The organism is Psychrosphaera haliotis (assembly GCF_039523615.1).
In the GTDB taxonomy this organism is placed as follows: domain Bacteria; phylum Pseudomonadota; class Gammaproteobacteria; order Enterobacterales; family Alteromonadaceae; genus Psychrosphaera; species Psychrosphaera haliotis.
This window is the reverse complement of the sequence record NZ_BAAAFQ010000007.1, coordinates 101808-126541: the sequence shown is the minus strand read 5'-3', so window position 1 is coordinate 126541 and position 24734 is coordinate 101808. Positions and strand designations below refer to the sequence as shown.

Sequence of the window (24734 nt, the reverse complement as noted above, 5' to 3'; positions counted from 1 at the left end):
GTTACTCGAAAATCAAGGTTTTAGCTTAAAACCAGTTAGTAATATGTTATCGCTGAATGGTCTTTGTCAGCGATTATCGCCTTGGATATTATGCCGTCCTTATTTTTGAATACGCAGAATATCCAAGGACCAAAATATGAGCTCGACGAATTCCTCCACTAAAATGATGGCTCTGAGTCTTGCTGTTGCAAGCGCTTTAGGAACATCACCATTTGCTTTAGCTAACGAAAATGAAACGCAAGACGCGCTGTTAGAAAATGTTGAAGTTATCTCGGTAACAGGTACTCGTCGCAGTCTTCGCAGCGTAGCCGAAAGCACGGTACCGGTAGACATTATTACTGGTGAAGACTTACAGCGTTCAGGCTTGTTAGAGATGAGCCAAGTTTTAAGCGGTCAAATCCCAAGCTTTAACTATCCTAGTGCAACTCTTGCTGATGGCACAGATCACGCTCGACCAGCTGTCCTTCGTGGCCTAGCTCCCGATCATACTCTAGTTCTTATTAATGGTAAGCGCCGTCATTCAGGTGCGTTACTTAACTTAGGTGGCACGGTTGGTCGTGGTAGTTCAGCGGTTGACTTAAACATGATCCCAACCTCAGCAATTAAACGTGTAGAAGTTTTACGCGACGGCGCGGCTGCACAATATGGTTCTGATGCCATTGCCGGCGTTATCAATATTGTTTTGAAAGATGCTTCAGAGGGTGGCAGCGTAAGCTTAACCTATGGTGAATACGACTCACAAATGGCTGGTTCTCCTCAGTTACTTGAAACGGGTATTGATGCAAATGGTAACCTTGATTTTACTAAAGGCTCTGACAAAAAAATCAATGACGGTGCAACTCGCACCTTTAGCGCAAATAGTGGCTTTGCACTAGGCGAAAAAGGTTTTGTGAATGTGTCTTTAGAGCTACGTAACAACGAACCGACTAATCGCTCTGGCATAGACGAAAGAGAGCAATACGATCGTTTAGCGGATGGTAGTTTAGACCCTCGTGAATTAACAATTGATCGTTATAACCATCGCTTTGGTAAAGCCGACATTGAAGATATGGCTTTATTTTACAACTTAGGTTACGCCTTATCTGACTCTGTTGATTTATATTCATTTGGTAGCTATTCAGATCGTGAAGGCAACTCAGGCGGTTTCTATCGCCGTGCTAAAGACTCTAGAAATGTTGAGTCAATCTATGCCGATGGTTTTTTGCCACAGATAGTCTCTGATGTTAAAGATTACGCATTTGCCATTGGGGTAAATGGCGATACAAACGATTGGACTTGGGACGTAAGTGCGAATTACGGACTTAATGACTTTGGGTTAGGTGTCACAAATAGTTTAAATACATCCCTTGGTGAAAATAGCCCAACATCATTTGACAATGGCGCTCTAAAATATCAACAGATTGTATTAAATGCCGATGCTAATACCTCGGTAGATTTAGGTTTGCCTGACGTTGTGTATTTAACGGTTGGCGCAGAGTACCGACACGAAAATTACCAAATTGAAGTGGGCGAAGAAGCATCTTACATTACAGCTACTGACGCAAACGGAGATCCAATTGCCTCTGGTGGCGCGCAAGTTCTATCGGGTTTTTCTCCTGATAGCGCAACCGACGAAAGCCGTCACAATGTTGCTGTTTTTGCAGAGCTAGATACGTATTTAACAGACAGTTTAAATGTGGTCCTAGCGGGCCGTTTTGAAAACTACAGCGATTTTGGTAGCACCTTCACGTCTAAATTAGCCACACGTTATAGCGTAACCGATGACTTTTCGATTCGTGGTGCAATTAGCACTGGATTTAGAGCGCCGTCACTAGCGCAAACCTCATACAAGTCTATTAGTACTGTTTTTGAAGACGGTATTCCTAAAGAGGTGGGTTTGTTCCCAGTGACTGACGACGCAGCAGTAGCGCTAGGAGCACAAGAGTTAGAAGCTGAAGAGTCAGTAAACGCAACGGCAGGCTTTATTTATACTTATGACGATTTTACCTTCACCGTTGATGCGTATCAGATAAAAATTGATGACCGCATAGTGCTATCTGAAAACTTAAGCGGTGCTGCAGTTGTGGATATTCTGCAACAAGCAGGTGAAACCAACGCACAAAGCGTTCGCTATTTTACCAATGCAATCGACTCTACAACTAAAGGTGTTGATATTGTTGCTACTTACCGCTTTGATTTAAACGGTTTGGGTGAAGCAGGCTTTGGTTCTTTAACGTTAAATGCGGCAGCAAATATAAACGATACAGAAGTAACACACATTAAGGACAATCCAGCTGAATTAGCGGCACTTGGTGATAGTTACCAATACTTTGCGCGCAGAGAAGTGGCTCGATTTGAACAAGGCACACCAAAAAACAAAGTTAATTTATCGGCAACTTGGGATTATAACGATTGGTCAACCACGCTTAGAGCAACGCGATATGGCGAAGTAGTTGATGTTTCAAGTAACCCAGAGAATGATGAAGTGTTAGCGGCGAAGTGGATTACTGACGTTGAAGTTTCGTATCAAGCTAATGAGAACTGGACGGTATCTGTAGGTGCAAATAACCTATTTGATCAATACCCTCAAGACACGGTAAACAACATCGGTTTTAGTAACTTTAATCAGATATTTACCTACAGTCCATTTACACCTTACAGCTTAGATGGCCGTTTTGTTTACGGTAACGTCAGCTACCGTTTCTAACCTTAGCCCTAAACATTAGTCCTAAACAAAGGCGTCTATTTTGAAGTAAATTGAAGTGACGCCTTTTCTATTTTTACACTTTCATAAGCAACAAGCGCGCTGTCGGCAAGCTTACTGTTTCCCTTTTGCATTCGTTTATAATGCTCTATTGTTTTTGATAAATAGCGTTCAAGCACCTTTTGCTCACTCACCGTTTTATATTGCCAAAAAGTCTCACCTGCAACGCTAATCAGCGGTAACTGATTTGTACTATCTGATGTCACTAAAAGTACTTCATAAAAACGCTGGTTATCTTCCAGCACCTCTTCATGGCGCAAGCTAAATTCCATTTTCCTTAGTTGACTGCGTAATGAAAATTGGTGGTGCACAGGGCACAATAGGAAGTCTAACGACAAGTCTGGAAATTGTTGGTTTAGTTGGGTAATAAACTCAAGCATTAAGTCACCACCAACGCCCGCTATAATGATTAAATGTTTGCCACTTGGGTTTTCTACGCCGTTTAAGGGCAAGCAGGAAACGTCTTCACACAATACTCGCCATTGATGCTTCTGATTGGGGAAAAACTGATTAAGATTTTGCTCTAAACTAGCCATTAACTCAGGAACAATATCAACAAAAAAGAGTTTGCTGCTTATGCCGTTTTTTAACAGACCTGCCCCTAGCTGCCCATGGTCACAACAGGTATCCCAAATATAGTCGTAGTTATATTGTTTATGGGCATGCTCTGCAATTGATTGAATTGTGCTTAAACGATTGCTAAGTCTCACCTGCGGCGTCCTATTTTAATATTATGAAAGCTACTGATTGAATAATCATCGCGTTACTGCAACAATCATTTTATATTATTGATAACTCGATACAAAGGAATCTACATGGACCGTTATAAAGTCAAATACATGTCAAAAAACATTCAACTACTCACAAGTTTATTTGTACTTTTAATTACGATTTTTGCATTCCAATCAAACGCAGCAGAATTTGAAGAAGGCGTGCATTATCAAGAGTTAAAACCTTATGACGTTAAAAAACCTGAAGTTCGTGAGTTCTTTTCATTTTACTGCCCTCACTGTTTTAAGCAAGAGAGCTTCATGAGAGAAATTAAATCTACATTGCCGCCAGGTACTGCGTTTATAAATAACCATGTCGAGAATATGCCTGGCCAGAATGTTGAAGTAGAAAAATACCTAAGCAAAGCGCTAATTGTGGCTGAACGTTTAAAATTAAAAGCTCGCTTTACTGATTCAGTCTTTAACCTTATTCACGTAAAAAAGCAAAAGCTCAGCTCTATTCGCCAAGTAAACTCCATTTTTAATCGTTTAGGTGTTGAAACAAAAAAAGTATCAAAGCTCATCAATAGTTTTGTTATTAAAGGTGAATATGCGAGCCGTAGTAAAAAAACTCAATTCATTCGTCAACAGGGTATCAATAGTGTGCCTACGTTAATAATTAACGGCCGTTACCAAACACTGAGTACTGGTTTCAAATCAAAAAAAGAGTACTTTGCCTTAATTCAATATTTATTAAATAAACCGCTTTAATTACAAAGGTATATTTTGACCAAATACATAGACAGCAACGCCCATTATTTAGATGAGTATTTTACCCACTTAGACATGTCTGACAGCCCTATAGTGGAAGGTGAATTTGAAGGTTGTACATTCACCGACTGTAATTTTAGTGACGTAAACTTAGAAGACTGTAAATTTATTGAGTGTCATTTTGTCCGATGCAACCTAAGCTTATCAAAAGTAGGTGGTTGCCAGTTTTCAGATGTTTTATTTGCCGATTGTAAAATGCTAGGTATAGATTGGACGCGAGCTTATTGGCCAAATATTACCTTGTCAGCACAAATAAAATTTGAAAAGTGCGTGCTCAATGACAGTTCATTTTTTGGCTTAGAGTTACCTAGTTTGGTATTAGAAGAATGCAAAGCCTACGATGTTGACTTTCGTGAAGGTGTTTTTAAAAACGCAGACTTTAGTTTTACTGACTTTACCAATAGCCAATTTAATAAAACCATTTTAACCAACGCTAACTTTACCGAAGCCGTAGATTATTCAATTAACTTATTTGAAAATGACATTGAAGGCGCAACCTTCTCAAGATTTGAAGCTGTAAACTTACTAGAAAGTATTGGGCTAAAATTAGTTTAACGTGTATAACGCCTTTTTTCAGAGCACTATTATGACATTAACAGAAATACTATCCATTCACCCTTTTAGCTGGAAATCAATTGGCGCGGCTTTGCTTTGCGGCACAATTATTGGACTTGAAAGGCAACTCCGCGGAAAACCCGTTGGCATTAGAACGTCATCATTAGTAGTGCTAGGCACTTATATGTTTGTGGCTATTGCTACTTTTGTTATCAATGACGCTTCCGACCCATCTCGTATTATTGGTCAAGTGGTCACCGGTGTTGGCTTTTTGGGTGCTGGGGTCATGATGACACGTGAAGGTGTTGTAACGGGTGTAACGTCCGCCGCCACTATTTGGGCATTAGCCGCGTTAGGTGTCTGTGTTGCCGTTGTTGACTCTCTTGTTGCTGTAAAACTATCAATACTGGTTGTTGGTATATTGTCTGGTATAGATGCTGTGGAAGGTTATTCCACCAGCCTAACAAAGGGCGTGCACGCAAAATACAATCGCTGGCGAAAGCACAAGTAATCTGTAATCTGTAATCTGTAATCTGTAATCTGTAATCTGTAATCTGTAATCTGTAATCTGTAATCTGTAATCTGTAATCTAACAAATTATCCTATTTGGGGCTCCTGTGATTAGTCAAAAGTATCATCGTTTTGTATTTTCGTTTTTTATGGCACTGATTATGTCTTGCATTATGTCTTTGGTGATCAGTATTTTTAATGTTGGATTAATTCCGGGGATTGTTTTGATGTGGCTAAAAGCCTGGGGGTTTGCATTCTCAGTGGCCTTTCCCACTATTTTTATTGTTTCGCCGTTAGTGCATAAACTAGTGAATTTGGTCTTGGTCAAGGAAAATTAACAGACAACCAAAACGAAAAAAGCAGTGCCGTAGTGACACTGCTTCTAAATCTAAAACCTACTCTTCAACCGCGATGCCAATGTTCGTCACGCCGTCTGCATAAGCCTTAGCAATACACTGCTTTTTAATGTCGTTTGCTGACAGCTTTTTCATGTCAAAGCTTTCTAGCCAACTAATTAACTCAGTTAATAACTCAACTTCATTAACCATTAACTCGTGCTCTCTGATAGCACTATTATCTAACTCTACATCACCAGATTGGTATTCAATTAGGTGGACAATACAACCTTGCGATATCTTCGCAATGGCTACTGCGTCATAATCGTCTTCTGTTTGCTGACCGGCTATATAATTTAATAGCCCTGTGCAAAAATAAATAGCTGGGTAAACGCCATACATTTCGAAGTCAGCTTCGTCTGGTGTCAGTATCTCTACTTTTTCTTCTAGGGCAACGAAGTTAAGCTTACTGCCATGAACTAACAAACGCTCCCATAAGCTGTTCATTACATTTTCTATTTGATGAGGCTGAGGGAATTCGGTAACGGCCGTAAATAACTGATAATTTGGTAACATGCGTTGTAGCAATATAAGAGAAAGAATACCTTGCTGCTTACGCGGAAGTGCACGGATTTGTGCAAAGTTGTTCGCCTTGTTTTGGCTCATAAATAATGTCTCAATTTGTTAAATCATAAGCAATTACTTTACGTATGCTAGTCTGATAACTGTTGTTGCTCAACTAATTGTTGCTGAGCAAAATTGAATTTTAACCGATACTCGGTAACCTGGCTTTCTAAATCTGAAATTTTTTCATCTAAGTCTAATTTTAAACGATTGTTTTCAGCTCGCAACTGCTGAATAACCGTTCTTGCATGGTTCACTTCAGCTTCTGCCACTAATTCACTTTCTTCAATATGACCTTGCTTATAAGACTCAAGCTCTTCTCTATGCTGTTGCTCAAGCTCATTAACTAAGTTTAGCTCATGTTCAAATTGATGACGTTGCTCTTTCTCTTTTCTTAACTCGTCAGCAAGTTCTAACATCCTATGCTGATCTTTAATTAAGTCATCATCAACTTGCGCTAATTGTTCAAGCGAGTCATCTAACCTTACTTTAAGTTTTTCATAGTCATTTCTGTATTGCGCATTCTCTACTTTTAGCCGCTCAATTAAGTCATTAAACTCAATATTCGTTTCTAGTAATTGGTCACTTTGCTCTGTGCTAACACTTTGAGATGTCGACAATTGGGCTTGCAACGATGCTGCTTTTTGTTCCGCATAATCTAATTGGCGTTGAAGCTCTTGCTTCGCTTCACCAATGTTTTGCAGTTCATTTGTTAGCGTTAGGTTATTTTTTTCCAATAACAACATTGCTTCATCAGTTCGCGACAACGTTGATATTATCTGCTCTTTTTCATCTACTGAATTTTTATAATGATGTAGTTCAGACTCTAAGCCACTTACTTTTTGCTGTCCCTGTACCACAAGATCATTAGCCAAAGCTAGTTGCGCTCGAGTGGATTCAATATCACTCTGTAGTTGGCTAGTATGTGTTTGTTGGTGACTTTCTACCTGCTCTAGCTTGGCCGTTAGCTCACTAATTCGTAATTCCGCAGCATCCACTTTTTGTTGCTGTTCGGCCACTTCACCTTTGAGCATAGAAATTTGTTCTGATTCCGACTCACTTGCCAACTTAAGTTGTTCTTTCAGCGTCGTTTCTTTGCTACTCAGCTCTACTGATTTTTTCTCAGTCTCTTCAAGCTTAAGGGCTAATTCAGCGGCATTATCTTTTGCTTTACCAAGTTCACGTTCGAGCTCATTAAGTGCACGCTCCACCTTGCTTAGTTCAGACTCAGTTTCACTTAACTTAGCCTCCGATGCGGTAACCTTAGCGTCAAATTCTAGTGATTTTTTCTCAGTTTCTTCAAGCTTAACGGCTAATTCAGCGGCATTATCTTTTGCTTTACCAAGCTCACGTTCGAGCTCATTAAGTGCACGCTCCACCTTACTTAGTTCAGACTCAGTTTCACTTAACTTGCCCTCCGAAGCGGTAACCTTAGCTTCAAGTTCTGTTCGTTTTCGTTCGGCGCTTTCTTCTGCTTTTGCGGCTCTCTCTTCTGAGTTAGCTATGCTAGATTTTAGATCTGCAATGACCTTTTCATTCTCAGCGTGTGAGTGTCTTAGCGACGCCATTTCTGACTGGCTAACATCCAAACCGGATGTTGCCTGGTGCAATTGCTCCAACGTTGTGACTAACTCAGCTTTTGTCTGTGTTAATTCAGATTCAGTTTTTGCTGACTCAGCTTTTACCTGTGCTAATTCAGATTCAACTTTTGCTGACTCAGCTTTTACCTGTGTTAATTCAGATTCAGCCTTGTTCAGTGCTTCTATTGTTGTCTGATGGGTATCTTCAAGCTGACTGACTTTACTATCAAGCTTGGAGGCACTCGCTTGACTTAACCTTAATTCGGCTTGGCTAGTTGTAAACAGGTCCTCTGATTTTTCTTTCTCTTCACGTGTTGCTTTCAGTGCCAAACTTTCATTATCTAACTGCTCACGCAATACCGCTATTTCGCTTTTATGCTTGCTACTTTCATCGTCAAGTAAGTCGTTTAACGCAGTAACTTTGTTTTCAAGTTCAACGACCGATTGGTCTACCGACTGTTCTTGCTTTACTTGAGCTTGAATTAGCTCAGCATTGCGCCTTTCTAGCTGCGATACTTTAAGTTGGGCTGATTCCAACTCAGTTTGAAGTGTATTGAATGTTTCTAGCTTGCTCGTTAAATCTGTATTTAATAATTCTGCATTTTGAAACTGCAGCTTATATCCTGTAGCAGCTTGAATCTCAGTTTCAAGGCTCTCTTCTAAATGTTCGACCCGCTCTGTCAGAGACGCATTCACCATTTGTGCATCGGTTATTACATCCGCTTGTTTTTCAATATCACTTTTGTAACCGTCAAGTTCAGCCTGTAAGGTGTCTAACTCAAAAGTTTTATGTTCATTTTCTTGTTTTAGCGAGGCAAGTTGCTTATTGATTTCTGCCGTAGTGAGCACTTGATTATTAGTAAGCTCAATATGCTCATCTAATTGTTTCTGTTGCTTAGATAAAGACTCCGTTGCCCTTTCTAAATCATTTTTATACTGTTCAACGAGTTCATCCGTTTGGCTCTTTTCAGCAAGAAGTTTGGCTATCGCAGCTTTATCAGAGTTAGACAGCTTTTGATATTCTTCGCCTTGTTGTTCCATGGCTAATAATTGTTTTTGGAGTTGGCTAAGTTGGCTTTGAAACTCTTCTGACTGGCGTGATGACTCTTGGTTTTTATTAGATTCGATTGATTGATAGTGTTCTAGTAAATCTTTTAAGTCGCCGATTTCAGTAAATAACTGACTCATGGATAAGTCTTTTGCTAATAACTGTTCAGATAAACTTTCAGCTTCCAATTCAGATTTTTTAAGTCGAGCATAAAGGCTGTCTAGCTCACTATCAGAGGACGTGGACCTTGCCATAGTGGAGTTTGAGTTGGTGTGTAATAACTCCAGTGATTCTTCTTGGGCAGTCAGGTGCTGCGATAATTCTAGAAGCGCATCCTCCGCTTCTTGTTTATCACTTTCTACTACAGCTAAAGACTTTTGCAGTTTTGCCAGTTCGTCTTTTACCTTAAGTAGTTCTTTTTCTTCCACTTTATTTACAGCCAATGGTCGCTCTCCATGAAAGGCTAGACTCTATTCAAAACAGAATAGCAACTTTTGTGTTTAAAAATAACTACTTTTTGAGCCAAAAACTATTGTAAATTCGCTGATACAATCTGTATGCTTTTTAAACCCTATTTTTTGTGGATCTATCTAATGACCCTAACGACCCCCGCCCTTTTATTTCCTGCCATTTCCTTATTGCTTTTAGCCTACACAAATCGATTTTTAGTGCTTGCTCAGTTAATTAGAGAGCTAAATCAAAGAAATAACAAAGGTTTAGAAGTGGTCGTCAAAAGGCAAATCACTAACTTAAAGAGTCGATTGCATTTAATCAGATCCATGCAGACCTGTGGTGTATTGAGTTTTTTGTTATGTGTATTAGCCATGTTGGCGTTATTTTTAGAGCAGCCTCAAATGGGGTCGTTAATGTTTGGCGGCAGCTTGTTAACGTTAGTACTGTCGTTATTAATGTCATTATATGAAGTGTGGATAAGTTGCAGAGCGATTGAAATTGAACTTGAGTCAATGCAAGACTAATACAAAAAAACCGCATGATATTTACATCTAACATTGCGGTTTTTGGTTTTCGCTTTTCTTTTTAAATTAAAGCTTAAAGAAGGTGTCTTTATAATGTTTAAGCTCAGCAATACTCTCGCGAATATCGTCTAACGCTAAATGGACACCTTTTTTCTGAACGCCGTCTAGAACTTCAGGGCGCCATCTTCTGCCTAATTCTTTAATTGTGCTGACATCTATATTTCTATAGTGGAAAAACTCTTCTAAAGAAAGCATGTGAATGTGCATAAAACGACGGTCTTGACCTATGCTATTCCCGCACATTGGAGAAACACCAGCTGGCACATAATCCTTTAGAAAATCGATAGTCATTTCACAGGCTTGCGCTTCTGTTACTGTGCTTTTTTTACAGCGGTCAGTAAGGCCAGTTTTGCCGTGTTGGCGAATGCACCACTCATCCATGTTATCTAAAACTTCGTCCGACTGATGGATAGCTAGCTCTGGGCCTTCAGCAATGATATTTAATTCACTGTCGGTTACTATGGTGGCTATTTCCAAAACTTTGCAATGTCTTGGTTCTAGTCCAGTCATTTCTAAATCTACCCAAACTAGATTATTTTCACTAAAAGACATATAAGGTCCTACTGATTCCTTTTTATCAAGGTCGGTTACGTATACTATAAAGGCATTGTTATTCTTTTTAATGACTTTCACAAGTTTTAATAACTAAATCATAGAGCAAAAGTGGCAAAACAAAAGAAATTATCCAAATCACAGACACGTCGCATAAAGGCTAACCAAAGTAAGCGCCTGGCTAAGGCCAAGAACGCTGAAAACAATGAGCCAGAAGTTATTGTTGATGACGCTTTATTAGGCCCTCAAACCTTTGGCCGAATTATTACGCGTTATGGACAACACGCCGACGTAGAGTTAGAAGACGAAAGTATGATCCGATGCAACATTCGTCGTAACGTAGCCTCTTTAGTATGCGGTGATTCCGTTGTTTGGCGACCATACACAGTTAACAATGAAGACTTCCAAGGTGTAATAGAAGCCGTTGAACCACGAACCAGTGAGTTTGTACGACCGGACTTTTATGATGGTTTAAAACCTGTGGCAGCCAATATTGATAGAATATTAATTGTTTCTGCCTTGCTACCAGATTTAACACCTAACATTATTGACCGTTACTTAGTGGCCGTAGAGCAATTGAGCATCACACCAATCATTTTAATCAATAAAATGGATTTGTTAGACGACAGTAATCGCGATGTAGTTGAAAATACCGTTGCCTTGTATCGTTCTATTGGATACGAAGTGGTTACTTTGTCTGCCATTGAAGAAGAAGGCATTGACCAAGTTAGACAACTCATTGAAGGTCACACTAGCGTGTTTGTTGGCCAGTCTGGTGTGGGCAAATCATCACTTACTAATGCAATATTGCCTGACGTAAATATAGAAACAAAAATTGTATCAACGAACAGCCGTTTGGGTCAGCACACAACAACCGCTTCTAGGCTTTATCGTTTAGAGAATGGCGGTGCTGTTATTGACTCGCCAGGAATTCGTGAATTTGCCATGTGGCATTTAAGCCAAGAAGAAATATTGGCTGGTTTTGTAGAGTTTTCAGACTTTATAACGCAATGTAAGTTTAGAGACTGCAGTCATAAAAATGACCCTGGTTGTGCATTAAAGCAGGCGATAAAAGACGGTAAAGTGAGTGAACAACGCTATAAAAGTTATATCCGAATATTACAAACCGTTGATGAAATCACCCTTCGTCACCAGTCAAAAGACGCAAAATAATTCTCAATTTAAGATGGGTCGGTTACAATTACCGGCTCACAAAAAACAGTAGGAAAATACAGTGAAATACGACAATTTAAAATTAGCCTTTCAATATGCCTTGCCTAAACATGGTATTTCCAAGCTTGTCGGTTACTTAGCAAAAGCTAAATTAGGTTTTGTTACCACGTTTTTTGTTAAAAGTTTTATCAAAGCTTACGACATCAATATGGATGAAGCTAAATATCCAGATCCAAAACACTACAAAACCTTTAACGAGTTTTTCACCCGTGAGTTGGCTGAAGATGTGCGTACTATTGTTGATGGCGAAAACGAAATTGCACATCCAGTAGACGGCGCAGTAAGTCAATTAGGTAAAATTGACGATGGTCGTTTAGTACAAGCCAAAAATCACTACTACACCGCATTAGAATTACTAGGTGGATATGAAGATTTAGCAGAGAAATTTGATGACGGAGACTTTGCCTGTATCTACCTTGCTCCTAGCGACTACCACCGTTTGCATATGCCTGTAGCTGGCACGTTAACTGATATGATTTATGTACCGGGCGATGCATTCTCTGTTAATCCATTAACGGCTCAAAACGTACCTAACTTGTTTGCTCGTAACGAACGTGTAGTAGCAATGTTTGATACTGAACTTGGTCCAATGGCGATGGTACTAGTAGGCGCCACTATTGTAAGAAGTATTGAAACTGTTTGGGCTGGCGAAATCACACCTCCTCGCGGTAAGTTTGTGAACCGTTGGGATTATCCAGCGGAAGGCGAAAAGTCTGTGAAACTAGAGCGTGGCGAAGAAATGGGCCGCTTTAAACTAGGCTCAACGGTTGTTTGCCTATTTGGAAAAGACGCTATTGAATTTGCAGACGATGTTGAAGCAGGCTCAACAACCCGTTTAGGCGAACTGTTCGCAACTAAAAAGTCTAGCTAAACCTTTATGTCAGGTTTACTTCAACTCCACCTAGGTGTTTTATTACTAGGTGGAGCCGGGCTTTTTGCCAAATTAATTGATTTACCCGCATTGGATATGACGGCTTATCGAGCCATTTTTGCCGTTATTTTTTTGGCTTTATTCATTCGTTATAAAAAACAATCCTTAACGCTTAAGTCAAAAAAAGATGCACTGACCGCTTTAGCGATTGGCACATTGGCTGCTATCCATTGGGTTACCTATTTTTACGCGATTCAAATTACAACCGTTGCTATCGCCATGTTAGCGCTTTTCACCTACCCAATGATGACCGTTTTTATTGAGCCGTTGTTTAGGCGTACTCGCCCAACCAATAAAGATATGGTTTTGGGTTTAGCGGTTTTATTTGGTGTGGCTATGTTATTCCCAGATTTATGGTTTGGTGGAGAGTCATTAAGTGACGATACATTAATAGGCATAGGCTGTGGTTTAATTTCTGCGTTTTGTTTTGCGCTTCGTAACATCCTAGTACAACATAAATTTAGTCACTATTCTGGCGGCCAATCCATGTTCTTTCAATTTTTAGTGACTGCACTTTTATTGTTTCCAATTACAGAAACCCCAGCGCTTGATCTAACGTTTGAAACCATCGCCAAACTTGTTTTGTTTGCTGTTGTATTCTCCGCTTGTGCACATGCTTTATTTGCGTCTGCTATTTCATTGACCTCTGCAAAAACCGCCTCTTTGGTTGGTTGCTTACAACCTGTTTATGGAATTACCTTCGCATTTTTAATTCTTGCTGAAGTGCCTGCACTTGCTACTATTGGTGGAGGTTCCATTATTTTAGCGGCGGCAATTTATGAAACACAAGCAACAAAAAGAGCCAAGCCCAGTTCACCACCAGCAAAGTAGCGACCGCTCTTTATGATAGTGTTTGCACACAGAGGTGAGTCCGCAATTCACCCAGAAAACAGTCAAGTCGCTATCCGTCATTGTAATGATCAGATGATGGATGGCATTGAAGTCGACGTTTTTGAGACCGAGAATGATTTTGTTATTTTCCATGACCGTTGGTTAACTCGCTTACTCAACATTGATAAGCACGTTACGCAACTCACCGACTATGACTTAGCGACAATAAAAGGTAATGACGGTGAACCATTACCAACGCTCGCTTGGTTAATTGAATACTGCGCCCAATTTAACTTCACCCTCAACATTGAAATTAAATATTTGAAGTCTATTCATAAATTTGAAAAAGAATTATCATTGCTTTGTAGTCAACATAACTTTGACCGTTCAAGACTAATAATTTCATCATTTAACCATCATTATTTAGAAAATATCGCGACACACCTGCCAGATCTCAAACTTGGTCTATTATTAGCGGTAAACCCAATTAATATTGAGCTGTTGCTAAAGGACTTTCCGCTATATAGCGTCCATCTAGATATGGACTGTTTAAATGAAGCTTTGATACATAAAATCCAATCTTTTGGTTTAAAAGTGTTTGTTTTTACGGTCGACCACACTGAAGAAATTGAGTGGTTATTTAACGTGGGGGCCAATGGCATATTTGCTAATCACCCAAGACAAGCTTTTAATATAATTGAGCAGTTTAAACCAACACCTACTAGCTAGGAGAGCGTGTATGTCTATTAATTTGACGCCTAAGCCGGATCTTTGCTTTCGTTCTGAAACCGCTAGATTACTAGCTTTGAATGTAGCTCAAATACAAACTGGAATGCTAGATGGCGAAAACTCCATTGAGCAAATTGGCGATTCTTTTCAAGATTTAGCAAGCTTTTGTTTAAACATGCAAAATAAATCCGAGTGCCCTGCTGAACTAAAACAAGAAGCGGCATTAATGTACCAAAAGGTAAACGGGGCTATTGTTGCTTTTCAATTTTATGATCGCCTAGCACAACGACTTGATCATGTGCAGAAAAATTTAATTTTATTATCTGAAATACTTAGCGATAACGAAAAGCTTGATAACCCTGACGACTGGCAGTCTTTGAGAACTAGAATTAAAAGCAGTTATAGCATCGATAGTGAAGTTGTTATGTATGAGGCAGTAATGAACGGTGCTAGTATTACAGAAGCTATTGAAATATTTAAAAAAGAACTCAATACTACTTCTAATGATGAAGCAATCGAACTGTTCTGAATAAGGAACGCAGTAAATGAAGTCCGCACCTCTGCACAAAAACGAATCAGCACGTATACAAAAGCTATTGGAATATGAAGTTCTTGATACTGAGGCCGAGAAGTCTTTTGATGACTTGACTGAGTTAGCTTCAGAAATATGCGGTACGCCAATTTCCTTAATTAGCTTAGTTGACCCAAACAGGCAATGGTTCAAAAGCAAAGTTGGCTTAGGCGCAAATGAAACGGAACGCGATATCGCCTTCTGTAGCCATGCTATCCTTCAAGATGAAATATTTGAAGTTGAGGATGCAGCAAAAGATGAACGCTTTTTTGACAACCCATTAGTCACTAGTAATCCAGATATTCGCTTTTACGCTGGCATGCCTTTAATTTCTCCTGATGGCCTTCCTATTGGTACCTTGTGTGTCATTGACCGAGAGCCTAAAAAGTTAGATGAGCACCAACGAAAGGCATTGAAGATCCTTGGCAGCGAAGTTATTAGTAAACTTGAGCTGAGAGTTAAGACAAAGCGTTTGGAGCAGGCGAATCAGTTCAAAACTGAATTTTTATCTAACATGTCTCATGAAATTCGTACTCCTCTCAATGCAATTTTAGGCTTCACTGATTTAGTATTGAATAATGCCGATGAGTATTTAAAAACACCTATTGCTAAAACCTACTTAGAAAACATAGATTTCAGTTCGAAACACTTATTGTCGATGATTAACGCCGTATTAGATTTAAGTAAAATTGAAGCGGGTAAAATGGAACTTGAGCCTAATCAATTTGATATATGTGACACACTAGACAACTTGTTAAACATGCTTAATCTTAAAGCTTCACAAAGTGGTATTAAAATTGTTCATTCATATACGTCGGACAGTAACTTTGACGTATACCTCGACGCAGGTAAGTTTTCACAAATCATCATTAATTTAGTGAACAACGCCATAAAATTTTCACCGTCCGATTCAACGATACAACTCAATTTAAAGATTGAAAATAACCAAGCTGTTATCGATGTTGTTGATCAAGGTATCGGCATAGCAGAAAAAGACCTCTCAACAATATTTGATAAATATCATCAGGTTGGGCAGAAAAAAACGCATGGAACAGGATTAGGCTTAAGTATCACCCTAGGTTTGGTTGAGCTAATGGGTGGTGAAATTTCACTAAAAAGTTCAGTTAATGTTGGTACTCACGTTACTATTTCTATTCCACTAGCTCCACCGCCAGTAGCTTCTACAGATATAGAAGAAAGTATTGAAAAACCTATCCCAGAAGGACTTCGCATTTTAGTTGTAGAAGACAACATGATAAACCAGGTGTTAGTTAAGGCGATGTTAGAAAACTTAAATTGCGTCGTAACCCTTACGGATTTAGGAGAAGAAAGCGCTGAACTGTATAAGAACCATGAGTTTGATTTAGTGTTAATGGATATTAACCTCCCTGATATTAATGGCTTTGAAGCAACCGAATTGATAAAAGCACATGACCCAGATAGCATAGTGGTTGCATTAACTGCAGATGTTTTTTCTCACGAAAATGAAAAACTCTTTAAGCATAAACTTACTAAACCAATTACGTTGGACGGACTTAAACAAACCTTGTCGGGTTTATTTGGTTAACTGGTTAACTGGTTATTTGGTTATTTGGTTATTAAAAAGCGAATCTATCAATCTATGGATTGGTTTAGGTTTAGCAGCGAGAAACATCAAAGCTAATGACGTCCGCTATAGATTTTGCACCAACTTTTAGCATGAACAACCTATCAATGCCAACGGCAACGCCAGCACAAGAAGGTAAGCCTACCGTAAGTGCATCTATCAAGTTGTGGTCTATCGGTTTAGCTGCTTTATGAATGCTTAGTCGTTGCTGATTGTCTTTTTCAAATCGTTGCAACTGCTCTACTTCACTTTGCAGTTCAAAATAACCATTAGCCAATTCTATGCCTTTAAAATAAAGCTCAAATCGGTGAGATACTTGTTCGTTTTCTGAATTCACTTTAGCTAATGCCGCTTGTGAGGATGGAAAGTCGTAAACAAAACAAGGCTGCCAACTTTTACTATTAGGGTCAAAACCAAGTACAGGTTCAATTCGGATACTGAATAACCATTGCAGCAATGTATCTTTGCTCGTTTCTGTTTCAACCCAATCGTCACTTGGACTATGCGATAACACTGCCGCCTTTAACTCTTTCAATGACGCCTGCAGCGGATCTATTCCTAGGTTATCTAAAAAAACCTGCTGATAACTGACTCGTAATCCGCGCTCACACTTAAGAAGGTGTTGTAGCAAGTCATCAAGTTCATCCATTAGCTGATGTTCATCAAAGTCTGGCCTGTACCATTCAAGCATTGTGAACTCAGGATTGTGAAATCGCCCTGCACTTTCGTTTCTAAAAGCTTTGGCTATTTGAAAAATAGGACCTGAGCCTGCGCAAAGCAGTCTTTTCATGGCAAATTCTGGAGACGTTTGAAGATACAGCGTTTTATTTTCACCTGACGTATCGTGCTCAAAGTTTGTATCAAATGCATCTAAATGAACATCAGTAACAGTGCCTTGGCTTAACAGTGGTGTTTCCACTTCTACAACATGACGACTTGCAAAAAAGTGACGAATATCAGAGATAAAGGCGGCACGTTGCTTTAAAGTTTCGATGTTGCTGCTAGGTTGCCAAAGGGTGCTATTGTTCATATTTATGCTTCTTTGTAATCCGGTACGTTAAATTGTAAACAAAAAAAAGAGCCACTACGCGACTCTTAATTTTTATGCACATGTTTATTTGTGCTAACTCATAAAGCTAAACGCACACCTTTAAAGGTACGCATTTATCTTATTAGAATTATTTTTGTGCTCTACCAACATATTCGCCATTGCGAGTATCTACACGAATCACTTCACCCGTTTGAACGAATAAAGGAACACGTACTACTGCACCTGTGCTTAATGTAGCTGGCTTGCCACCTGTACCCGCAGTATCACCTTTTAGACCAGGGTCTGTTTCTGTGATTTCTAACTCAACAAAGTTAGGCGGTGTTACGGCAATTGGGTTACCATTCCACAGTGTTAGCGTACAAACGTCGTTTTCTACTAACCATTTTACTGAATCGGCAACGGCTTTATCGTCAGCAGCAATTTGCTCAAACGTGTCGTTATTCATAAAATGCCAGAATTCGCCATCTGTATAAAGATAAGCAAGATCGGTATCCATTACGTCTGCGCCTTCAACTGATTCGCCAGACTTAAATGTTTTCTCTAAAACTTTACCGCTAACCAGTTTACGGATGCGAACTCGGTTAAAGGCTTGGCCTTTACCAGGTTTAACAATTTCATTTTCTAAAATGTTGCAAGGCTCGCCGTCGATCATTAATTTTAGGCCAGCTTTAAATTGGTTTGTGCTGAATGAAGCCATGTCATCCTCTAAGTAGATTAATACCAAAATATAAGTGAAACGAATGATACAACAAGCAAACCTATCTGTTGAGTCCCAATGGCAAAAAGAATTGAAACAAAGTTTCTCACGCCTGGATGATTTGCTGTCATTTCTAGAAATTAGTACTGAAAATATAGACCAACACAACGAAGCTAGACGCCTTTTTGCGATGCGCGTGCCAAAACCATTCGCTAAATTGATGACACCAGGTGATATTGACGATCCATTGCTAAAGCAAGTGATGCCTAGTGTTCAGGAGTTTGAGACCAAAGCTGGGTTTATTACCGATCCACTTGATGAGCACAATTCTGAGCAACCTGGCTTATTGCATAAATACAAGTCTAGGGTGCTTATCATGTTCAAAACCGGCTGCGCTGTAAATTGCCGTTATTGTTTTAGACGACACTTTCCATATGCAGATAACTCGGTAAATAAGTCGCAACTTAAACAACATTTACAATATTTAGAGGATCACCCTGAAATAAATGAAGTCATTTTAAGTGGTGGCGATCCGCTAATGGCAAAAGACGACGCTATCTCATGGTTTGTATCGCAACTTGAACTCATTCCAAATATTAGACGTTTACGTATCCACACTCGACTGCCAGTGGTAATTCCATCAAGAATTACACAAGCTCTTTGTGACATCCTTAAAAACAGCCGATTAAAAACCATTATGGTTTTGCACATTAATCATGAAAATGAGATTTCGCCTGAGCTGGCCAATGGTTTACTAAAATTAAAGCAAGCTAATTGCACCTTGTTAAACCAAGCCGTTTTACTCAAGAACATAAATGATAACGTTGCAACACAAGTTAACTTGAGTGAACGATTATTTGAGGTTGGGATACTGCCTTATTACTTACATTTATTTGATAAGGTTGATGGTGCGAGTCACTTTAACGTAGACGAGGCTGATGCTAAGCGAGTTTATAGCGAAATGTTAGTAGAATTACCTGGCTTTTTGATGCCTAAATTAGTGAGAGAAATAGGGGGAGAGGCCAGTAAAACGCCAATTAGCCTCTAACTCTCCCCTAACAATCTAGGATTACGATGACGCATTGAGCTGTAAAGCCTGCGCCAAATAACATTACGTTATGCGGTAATATTAATTGTAGTCCCTATTAGTCCACCTGTACTGCCAACAGAGGGCGTTGCAAGTTGAAGTTGAGCCGTGCTTGCTAATAACTGCAATGCGGCCTGACCTTCAATTTCCTGTGCATTTTTGGCTAAGTTAGCCGCCAATGCCTCGCCACCTTCCATTGCTTGTGAGGCGATTCCATTACTTGATGATGAAACGAACACAGTTTTTCTCCTGGTTTGTTTATTCAAGGTACCAATAAAATTACTTAAATTGGATGTCTCGCTGTTTAGCCTAGTTAATTTCGGTTAAACTAGCCACTATCAGTTATCGGAAAATGCAGGAAAATCTTGAGTGGAAAGTTTAATCGTTAGTCTTGAAGAGAATTTAAAAGAGTTATATCGCAAAGCCATCGACGCCGATAAGTCTATAGATGAATTAAAAAAGCAGGGCCACGGTAAGTTTGGCAATATTTTTAAGGAAGAAGCGGGATTTAACTGTTCTGCTAAAAAGTTTATGCCTTACCTAGAAGAAACCGCTGAGCAAATTTTACAAATCAAAGAGTCTAACCAAACTCCAGCGATGCAGAAAAATGAAATTGAGAGCGTAGTGAAAAAACTGCACGCGCTTCATAGCACTCTAACTGAGTTTAAAGGTGCGATTAAGTAATCGTTAGCTTTCAGATAAAGTTAATACTCGTTTTATAGCAGCAAATTACTTTGTTGCTACAAACATAAAAAAAGCGCTCATTGAGCGCTTTTTTTACTTAGTTTATATTACGCTGGATAAGCCGCTTTTAAACCTTGGTAAACTTTGTCTTTGAAATCAGCTTGTGAAGCATCCGTTGAACGTAAAACGTCCATTAATACTTCATTGTCTTCTTTGCCATTCCAAATTTTAATATATTCGCCTGTTTTATAACCGTGATCTTGTCTAAAAAAGTTTAATACATTTTTACCGACGTAATGACGGAATAACTCATCAAAACTTAATTCACTTTGCTCCATCAAGCCTGCAAACGTAGCAACATCAAAACCTTTTGTAGCAAGAGTGTTAGCAACCATAGTTTCAATAGTTTCGGCAAACGATGCTTCTTTGTTTGGTGTTTTAAGCAACTCTTCAACACTATTTGCAATAACATCTACAGACTCACCAGATACTAACCTAGCACTTAGGCCAAAGTGAAAAATGTCGATTAGTTCTAAGTGAACCTGTTCAATATCTGGCTGCTGGTGTTTCCACCATTTCCAACCGTAGTGATCTAACATTTCTGCCAATTCAACCCACATAGCTCTATGCCAAGCAAAGCCCTGTTTGCGCCACTCTGGATGAACCTTTGTGTTCATCTCATCTTGCATAGTCAACATCGTTAAAATTTGTTGTTGCATGATAAATTCCGTTATTTTATTTTTGATTATGCTCATAATAACAGAGCTATTTTTTTATGGTAGTTGGGCTTGTGAAGGTTGTATGAACTACGTACACTCAAATGAAAATAAATAACTTTTTATGGAATTTAGACCTATGCTTCGAACGTTATTAGTCTCTGTATTATCCGCTACTTTACTAATCAGTTGTGGATCTGATGACTCAAACAGTAACCCAGCTCCTGACTATCCTGTATTAGCCAATGACAACACCGCAGCCATCGACGTATCCAGAGGCGATTATGCTTGTTATGACATGACAACGAGCTTTGGCCTAATCAAGATTGCAATTGATGAGAAATATGCACCGGCCACTGCTGAGAATTTTAAAAACTATGCAACACTTGGGTTCTACGATGAGCTTATTTTTCATCGTGTGATAGCTAACTTTATGATCCAAGGTGGTGGTTTTGATGCTGGACTAAATAGATTAGAAACAGCAGATGCCATAGAGATTGAATCTCGAAATGGACTAAAAAATTACCGTGGACGTATTGCGATGGCAAGAACCTCGGCACCAAACTCAGCTACGTCTCAGTTTTTTATTAACACAGTAAACAACTCATTCCTAAATCAAGATGAAGCTAGCGACGGTTATGGCTATACAGTCTTTGGTGGTGTAATTGAAGGTATGGATGTTGTAGATGCCATAGAAGCAGTTCAAACAGGCAGTGTTGGCGGTATGAGCAATGTGCCCGTGGAGAATGTGTTTATCAATTCTGTTCGCGAAGCATCTTGTAGCTAAATTAAGTAATATCTCGCGATATATTAGTTAGAGAGAGTAGTAATCGGTGAAGTTCTACTCCCTCTAATTAGTTCAATGTTCAAATGCTATTCAACAACTCTTTTCTAAACCAATCTTTAAGCATTCTTTTTTCATAGCGTAGCGTGTCACCTGACGAATACCCGACAAATGAGCGATCCATAAATACTAAATCTTTAAGTTCAACGGATTCACTTTGTATGACGTTTCCGCCTTTTAGCAACTCCGCTTTAAAGTTTAACCTCGGCCAATCATGGTGTTTTACTACCCTGATTTCTCTACTCATCGTAACGTTGTATTCAGCGCGTCCAGCCAAATCAATGTCCGTAAAAACAATATTTAGTGAATGTCCCTCAGGTAACTCTTTCGATAATTTCTGAACATAATTATCCAGTTTCTTTTGTAGACGAGAAGTAAACCGCTTTTGGCTTTCATCACTCGCGCGAATGTCCCTAAACTTCTTAGGGGTGTCAAAGCTAACTGAAGATTTGTCCGCCTTTTCATTCGCAACACTACTAAAAGTTACTAACAAGCTAGTAGCGATAAATAAAAGATTAAAAGTCCTCATATTTTTTTTCCCTCTTGCGTTAAAGGTTAAAGTTTCACATAGTCATACCATACTACGTGGTTGAATCTAACTTAACAGGTTTGCCCTTCTATTAACACTAGTTCAAATTTAATACTAGTTCAAATTGGAATTCCTGTGTTTTCAAATATGCATAAGAACGTCTGGCTACTGATGTTCGCTCAAGCCTTAATGGGCTCTATTGGCCCTGTTGTTGTTTTTGTTGGTGGTTTTGTTGGATTAAAACTCGCCCCATCTCCTGTTTTAGCAACCCTGCCTATTGCTTGCATGATTGTTGGCATTGCTTGTTATATGTTGCCCGCCGTAAAGCTGCTCGCAACAATTGGTCGTAAAAAAGGCTTTTTGCTTGCTGCGAGTTGGGGGATGATAAACTGCTTAATAACTAGTTATGCCATTTACTTACAGCACTTTTGGATGTTCTGTTTCGCCATCTTTAACTTTGGTTTTATGATTGCAAACTCCCAGCAGTTCCGCTTTGCCGCTATGGAATCTGTGAAAGAGCAACATGCCAGTGAAGCCATTTCTGTTATGTTAATAGCAGGACTAATTGCCGCTTATATTGGGCCCGAGATTGCCTATGTTGGAAAGGATATTTTCGACATTGAATTTGTCGGCTCTTTTGCGGTTATGTCACTTCTTTATATTCCTGCTTTATTACTTCTTTCAAAGTATGTGGATGTTCATAAAGCCACCAACCAGGTTGAAGGTGAAGCTAGGTCGTTAAAAACGATTATCTCCCAACCAATCTTCCTCGTTGCCATAATTTCTGCAACCGTTGCATTTAGTGTCATGAGTTTCATTATGACCGCAACACCTATCAGTATGCATGTTCATCATGGCTTTGATATGGCCGATACTAAATGGGTAATTCAAAGTCATATTATCGCCATGTACCTGCCTTCTTTTTTCACTGGCTCTTTAGTAAAGCGCTTTGGCCACAAAAAAATGATCATTTCTGGCGTTATTATCTTCTTTTTATGCCTATTGATCGGATTTTTAGGAAAAGAGTATGTTCATTACTGGGCGTCATTGGTACTGTTAGGTGTTGGGTGGAACTTTATGTTCATATCTGCAACATCCTTGCTTCCCAAGAGCTACGAGCCAGAAGAACGGTTTAGAGTGCAAGGGTTTAACGACTTGATAATGTTCTCTTGCCAAGCCATAGCATCGCTCTCCGCTGGGTGGGTAATAAAGTCGTACGGTTGGAATAGTTTGCTAACTATGTGTATTCCACTGCTACTGTTAACTCTGTGGATAGTTTATGTTTGGCAAAAAAGCAGAAAAAATAATAATAACGTTTAGGATTTTTAGATGGAATGGTTAATTAATGTAACAGCCGCATTCTCCAATTTTGTATGGGGAATGCCAATGATAGTGTGGCTTGTTGGCGGCGGTATCTTTTTCTCAATATACTCGCGGTTAATTCCCTTCCGTTACTTGTCTCATGGCATCAGCTTATTAACTGGCAAGCATGATCATGACTCAGAAAAGGGTGACCTTACTCACGCGCAAGCATTATCGGCAGCGCTTGCCGGTACAGTGGGCATGGGTAATATTAGTGGCGTAGCACTAGCAATTACCGCTGGCGGTCCAGGTGCGGTTTTCTGGATGTGGCTAACAGCATTATTAGGTGTTTCCACTAAATTTTTCACCTGTTCACTTGGTGTTATGTACCGTAAAACAGATGAAAATGGAGATGTTCATGGTGGTCCAATGTACGTCATCATGGAAGGCCTTGGTAAACGCTGGAAACCGCTTGCATTATTGTTCGCATTTGCTGGCTTGTTTGGCACTATTCCATCGTTTCAAGCTAACCAATTAACAGCTGCATTTAGAGAAGAATTGGTTCCAGATAGTTGGGTCACTAACCCAATGATGTTCAATGCCATTATAGCGGTTGTTATTACGGCCCTTGTTGCTGGCGTAATTTTAGGTGGCTTAAAACGCGTTGCTTATGTAACGAGTCGTTTAGTTCCTATCATGGCTATTAGTTATTTCTTAATGACACTTGCGGTTCTGTTTAACCATTTACCTGAGATACCGGCCATATTTTCTAGTATATTTGTACAAGCTTTTAAAGCTGAAGCAATATCAGGAGGGATTTTAGGTGTCATCATTATTGGTGTTTCACGCGGTGTTTTCTCAAACGAAGCGGGTATTGGTACTGAAGTTCTAGCACACGGTGCAGTTAAAACGGACGAGCCAATAAGAGAAGGTTTGGTTGGCATGTTAGGTCCAATGATCGATACGCTATTAATCTGTACTTGTACTGCTCTAGTAATTTTAGCATCTGGCATGTGGCAAGACGTTGAAGGTGTTAAAGGCGTTGAACTGACCATGCAAGTGTTTGGTCAAGAACTAGGTTTAGTTGGCCAGATACTGCTCGCAATTCAAATTCTGTTCTTAGCTGCATCAACCATGTTTACCTATTGGTATTACGGTGAAAAATGTTTTGCCTTTATGGTAGGTGACAAAAATGCCCACTTATATAAATGGTTCTATCTATTGTCTATCGTTGCTGGTTGTATTGTAACGCTCGACGTTGTGTTTAATTTCATGATTGGTATGTATGGCTTAATGGCTATACCAACAATGCTTTCTGCGTTCCTTTTAGCACCAAAAGTAAAAGCCGCAGCCAAAGTTTATTTTGCGAAACTGGACGCTTAACAAAATGAAACGTAA

At 39.4% G+C, this 24734-nt stretch carries 26 protein-coding genes; 17 read left to right on the top strand and 9 right to left on the bottom strand.

The genetic code is table 11. The annotated features are described in order from the left end of the window. The first annotated feature begins 136 nt into the window (after positions 1-136). Positions 137-2686, top strand: coding sequence for a TonB-dependent receptor plug domain-containing protein (locus ABD009_RS10135; RefSeq protein WP_343825082.1), 2550 nt, complete (start codon positions 137-139; stop codon positions 2684-2686). 35 nt (positions 2687-2721) lie between these two features. Here ABD009_RS10135 and ABD009_RS10130 read toward each other — a convergent pair whose 3' ends face one another. Next, a complete protein-coding gene (locus ABD009_RS10130) occupies positions 2722-3453 on the bottom strand; it encodes a tRNA (adenine(22)-N(1))-methyltransferase (RefSeq protein WP_343825080.1) in 732 nt (243 codons plus the stop codon). Between the two features lie 105 nt (positions 3454-3558). Here ABD009_RS10130 and ABD009_RS10125 point away from each other — a divergent pair, with 105 nt between their 5' ends. From ABD009_RS10125 to ABD009_RS10110, 4 genes are all read left to right on the top strand, one after another. After that, positions 3559-4224, top strand: coding sequence for a thiol:disulfide interchange protein DsbA/DsbL (locus ABD009_RS10125; protein ID WP_155696441.1), 666 nt, complete (start codon positions 3559-3561; stop codon positions 4222-4224). A 15-nt stretch (positions 4225-4239) separates the two neighbouring features. Continuing rightward, complete coding sequence (locus tag ABD009_RS10120) at positions 4240-4839, top strand: pentapeptide repeat-containing protein (protein WP_343825078.1); 600 nt, start codon at positions 4240-4242, stop codon at positions 4837-4839. Positions 4840-4870: 31 nt separating this feature from the next. Next, positions 4871-5350: an MgtC/SapB family protein gene (locus ABD009_RS10115; protein ID WP_155696443.1), complete on the top strand. Its 480-nt coding sequence runs from the start codon at positions 4871-4873 to the stop codon at positions 5348-5350. Positions 5351-5456: 106 nt separating this feature from the next. Continuing rightward, the gene (locus ABD009_RS10110; protein ID WP_475492500.1) at positions 5457-5687 is read left to right on the top strand and encodes a DUF2798 domain-containing protein; all 231 of its coding nucleotides are present in this window, start codon (positions 5457-5459) and stop codon (positions 5685-5687) included. 57 nt (positions 5688-5744) lie between these two features. Here the strand turns inward: ABD009_RS10110 and ABD009_RS10105 are convergent, their stop codons facing one another. Both ABD009_RS10105 and ABD009_RS10100 read right to left on the bottom strand, forming a co-directional pair. Continuing rightward, a complete protein-coding gene (locus ABD009_RS10105; protein ID WP_343825075.1) occupies positions 5745-6350 on the bottom strand; it encodes a DUF416 family protein in 606 nt (201 codons plus the stop codon). Positions 6351-6397: 47 nt separating this feature from the next. Further along, complete coding sequence (locus ABD009_RS10100; protein ID WP_343825073.1) at positions 6398-9379, bottom strand: coiled-coil domain-containing protein; 2982 nt, start codon at positions 9377-9379, stop codon at positions 6398-6400. A gap of 150 nt (positions 9380-9529) precedes the next feature. Between ABD009_RS10100 and ABD009_RS10095 the strand changes: the two genes are divergently transcribed. Continuing rightward, on the top strand, positions 9530-9913 hold the full coding sequence (locus ABD009_RS10095; protein WP_155696446.1) for a DUF2721 domain-containing protein: 384 nt from the start codon (positions 9530-9532) through the stop codon (positions 9911-9913). Between the two features lie 66 nt (positions 9914-9979). On the opposite strand, the gene orn is transcribed toward ABD009_RS10095, so the two are convergent. After that, a complete protein-coding gene (gene orn / locus ABD009_RS10090) occupies positions 9980-10525 on the bottom strand; it encodes an oligoribonuclease (protein WP_343825070.1) in 546 nt (181 codons plus the stop codon). A 111-nt stretch (positions 10526-10636) separates the two neighbouring features. Here orn and rsgA point away from each other — a divergent pair, with 111 nt between their 5' ends. The 6 genes from rsgA (at position 10637) to ABD009_RS10060 (ending at position 16387) form a co-directional block, all read left to right on the top strand. Further along, entirely contained in the window at positions 10637-11698 is a 1062-nt protein-coding gene (gene rsgA, locus ABD009_RS10085) for a small ribosomal subunit biogenesis GTPase RsgA (protein WP_343825068.1), read from the top strand. Positions 11699-11759: 61 nt separating this feature from the next. Continuing rightward, positions 11760-12629 carry an archaetidylserine decarboxylase gene (gene asd, locus ABD009_RS10080; RefSeq protein ID WP_330997811.1) on the top strand — a complete coding sequence of 290 codons (870 nt, stop codon included), beginning with the start codon at positions 11760-11762 and terminating at the stop codon, positions 12627-12629. A gap of 6 nt (positions 12630-12635) precedes the next feature. After that, positions 12636-13520 carry a DMT family transporter gene (locus ABD009_RS10075; protein WP_343825064.1) on the top strand — a complete coding sequence of 295 codons (885 nt, stop codon included), beginning with the start codon at positions 12636-12638 and terminating at the stop codon, positions 13518-13520. Positions 13521-13532: 12 nt separating this feature from the next. Beyond that, complete coding sequence (locus ABD009_RS10070) at positions 13533-14249, top strand: glycerophosphodiester phosphodiesterase (protein WP_343825062.1); 717 nt, start codon at positions 13533-13535, stop codon at positions 14247-14249. Between the two features lie 10 nt (positions 14250-14259). Next, the gene (locus ABD009_RS10065; RefSeq protein ID WP_343825060.1) at positions 14260-14778 is read left to right on the top strand and encodes a hypothetical protein; all 519 of its coding nucleotides are present in this window, start codon (positions 14260-14262) and stop codon (positions 14776-14778) included. Between the two features lie 16 nt (positions 14779-14794). Then, positions 14795-16387: a hybrid sensor histidine kinase/response regulator gene (locus ABD009_RS10060; protein ID WP_343825058.1), complete on the top strand. Its 1593-nt coding sequence runs from the start codon at positions 14795-14797 to the stop codon at positions 16385-16387. A 70-nt stretch (positions 16388-16457) separates the two neighbouring features. Here ABD009_RS10060 and epmA read toward each other — a convergent pair whose 3' ends face one another. Continuing rightward, a complete protein-coding gene (gene epmA / locus ABD009_RS10055; RefSeq protein ID WP_343825056.1) occupies positions 16458-17456 on the bottom strand; it encodes an elongation factor P--(R)-beta-lysine ligase in 999 nt (332 codons plus the stop codon). A gap of 148 nt (positions 17457-17604) precedes the next feature. Continuing rightward, positions 17605-18174: an elongation factor P gene (gene efp / locus ABD009_RS10050; RefSeq protein ID WP_343825053.1), complete on the bottom strand. Its 570-nt coding sequence runs from the start codon at positions 18172-18174 to the stop codon at positions 17605-17607. A 43-nt stretch (positions 18175-18217) separates the two neighbouring features. On the opposite strand from efp, the gene epmB reads away from it, so the two are divergent. Next, positions 18218-19222 carry an EF-P beta-lysylation protein EpmB gene (gene epmB / locus ABD009_RS10045; RefSeq protein ID WP_343825052.1) on the top strand — a complete coding sequence of 335 codons (1005 nt, stop codon included), beginning with the start codon at positions 18218-18220 and terminating at the stop codon, positions 19220-19222. A gap of 68 nt (positions 19223-19290) precedes the next feature. Here epmB and ABD009_RS10040 read toward each other — a convergent pair whose 3' ends face one another. Next, complete coding sequence (locus ABD009_RS10040; RefSeq protein WP_343825050.1) at positions 19291-19500, bottom strand: hypothetical protein; 210 nt, start codon at positions 19498-19500, stop codon at positions 19291-19293. Positions 19501-19630: 130 nt separating this feature from the next. Between ABD009_RS10040 and ABD009_RS10035 the strand changes: the two genes are divergently transcribed. After that, positions 19631-19945, top strand: a complete 315-nt coding sequence (locus tag ABD009_RS10035; RefSeq protein WP_343825048.1) for a prephenate dehydrogenase — start codon at positions 19631-19633, stop codon at positions 19943-19945. Positions 19946-20052: 107 nt separating this feature from the next. Here the strand turns inward: ABD009_RS10035 and ABD009_RS10030 are convergent, their stop codons facing one another. Beyond that, positions 20053-20664 (bottom strand): dUTP diphosphatase, encoded by a 612-nt coding sequence (locus tag ABD009_RS10030; RefSeq protein ID WP_155696456.1) that lies wholly within the window; start codon positions 20662-20664, stop codon positions 20053-20055. 136 nt (positions 20665-20800) lie between these two features. Between ABD009_RS10030 and ABD009_RS10025 the strand changes: the two genes are divergently transcribed. Further along, positions 20801-21448 (top strand): peptidylprolyl isomerase, encoded by a 648-nt coding sequence (locus ABD009_RS10025; protein ID WP_425543071.1) that lies wholly within the window; start codon positions 20801-20803, stop codon positions 21446-21448. A 79-nt stretch (positions 21449-21527) separates the two neighbouring features. On the opposite strand, the gene ABD009_RS10020 is transcribed toward ABD009_RS10025, so the two are convergent. After that, positions 21528-22034: a DUF3016 domain-containing protein gene (locus tag ABD009_RS10020; protein WP_343825045.1), complete on the bottom strand. Its 507-nt coding sequence runs from the start codon at positions 22032-22034 to the stop codon at positions 21528-21530. A 135-nt stretch (positions 22035-22169) separates the two neighbouring features. Here ABD009_RS10020 and ABD009_RS10015 point away from each other — a divergent pair, with 135 nt between their 5' ends. Next, a complete protein-coding gene (locus tag ABD009_RS10015; protein ID WP_343825043.1) occupies positions 22170-23354 on the top strand; it encodes an MFS transporter in 1185 nt (394 codons plus the stop codon). Between the two features lie 9 nt (positions 23355-23363). Continuing rightward, complete coding sequence (locus ABD009_RS10010; protein ID WP_343825041.1) at positions 23364-24719, top strand: alanine/glycine:cation symporter family protein; 1356 nt, start codon at positions 23364-23366, stop codon at positions 24717-24719. The last annotated feature ends 15 nt before the right edge of the window (positions 24720-24734 follow it).

Bases quoted from the DNA above. Each gene is read 5' to 3' on its own strand.
- ABD009_RS10135 (WP_343825082.1), top strand. From the start codon at position 137: ATGAGCTCGACGAATTCCTCCACTAAAATGATGGCTCTGAGTCTTGCT.
- ABD009_RS10125 (WP_155696441.1), top strand. From the start codon at position 3,559: ATGGACCGTTATAAAGTCAAATACATGTCAAAAAACATTCAACTACTC.
- ABD009_RS10115 (WP_155696443.1), top strand. From the start codon at position 4,871: ATGACATTAACAGAAATACTATCCATTCACCCTTTTAGCTGGAAATCA.
- ABD009_RS10105 (WP_343825075.1), bottom strand. From the start codon at position 6,350: ATGAGCCAAAACAAGGCGAACAACTTTGCACAAATCCGTGCACTTCCG.
- ABD009_RS10095 (WP_155696446.1), top strand. From the start codon at position 9,530: ATGACCCTAACGACCCCCGCCCTTTTATTTCCTGCCATTTCCTTATTG.
- orn (WP_343825070.1), bottom strand. From the start codon at position 10,525: ATGTCTTTTAGTGAAAATAATCTAGTTTGGGTAGATTTAGAAATGACT.
- ABD009_RS10075 (WP_343825064.1), top strand. From the start codon at position 12,636: ATGTCAGGTTTACTTCAACTCCACCTAGGTGTTTTATTACTAGGTGGA.
- ABD009_RS10070 (WP_343825062.1), top strand. From the start codon at position 13,533: ATGATAGTGTTTGCACACAGAGGTGAGTCCGCAATTCACCCAGAAAAC.
- ABD009_RS10065 (WP_343825060.1), top strand. From the start codon at position 14,260: ATGTCTATTAATTTGACGCCTAAGCCGGATCTTTGCTTTCGTTCTGAA.
- ABD009_RS10060 (WP_343825058.1), top strand. From the start codon at position 14,795: ATGAAGTCCGCACCTCTGCACAAAAACGAATCAGCACGTATACAAAAG.
- epmA (WP_343825056.1), bottom strand. From the start codon at position 17,456: ATGAACAATAGCACCCTTTGGCAACCTAGCAGCAACATCGAAACTTTA.
- efp (WP_343825053.1), bottom strand. From the start codon at position 18,174: ATGGCTTCATTCAGCACAAACCAATTTAAAGCTGGCCTAAAATTAATG.
- epmB (WP_343825052.1), top strand. From the start codon at position 18,218: ATGATACAACAAGCAAACCTATCTGTTGAGTCCCAATGGCAAAAAGAA.
- ABD009_RS10030 (WP_155696456.1), bottom strand. From the start codon at position 20,664: ATGCAACAACAAATTTTAACGATGTTGACTATGCAAGATGAGATGAAC.
- ABD009_RS10025 (WP_425543071.1), top strand. From the start codon at position 20,801: ATGCTTCGAACGTTATTAGTCTCTGTATTATCCGCTACTTTACTAATC.
- ABD009_RS10020 (WP_343825045.1), bottom strand. From the start codon at position 22,034: ATGAGGACTTTTAATCTTTTATTTATCGCTACTAGCTTGTTAGTAACT.
- ABD009_RS10010 (WP_343825041.1), top strand. From the start codon at position 23,364: ATGGAATGGTTAATTAATGTAACAGCCGCATTCTCCAATTTTGTATGG.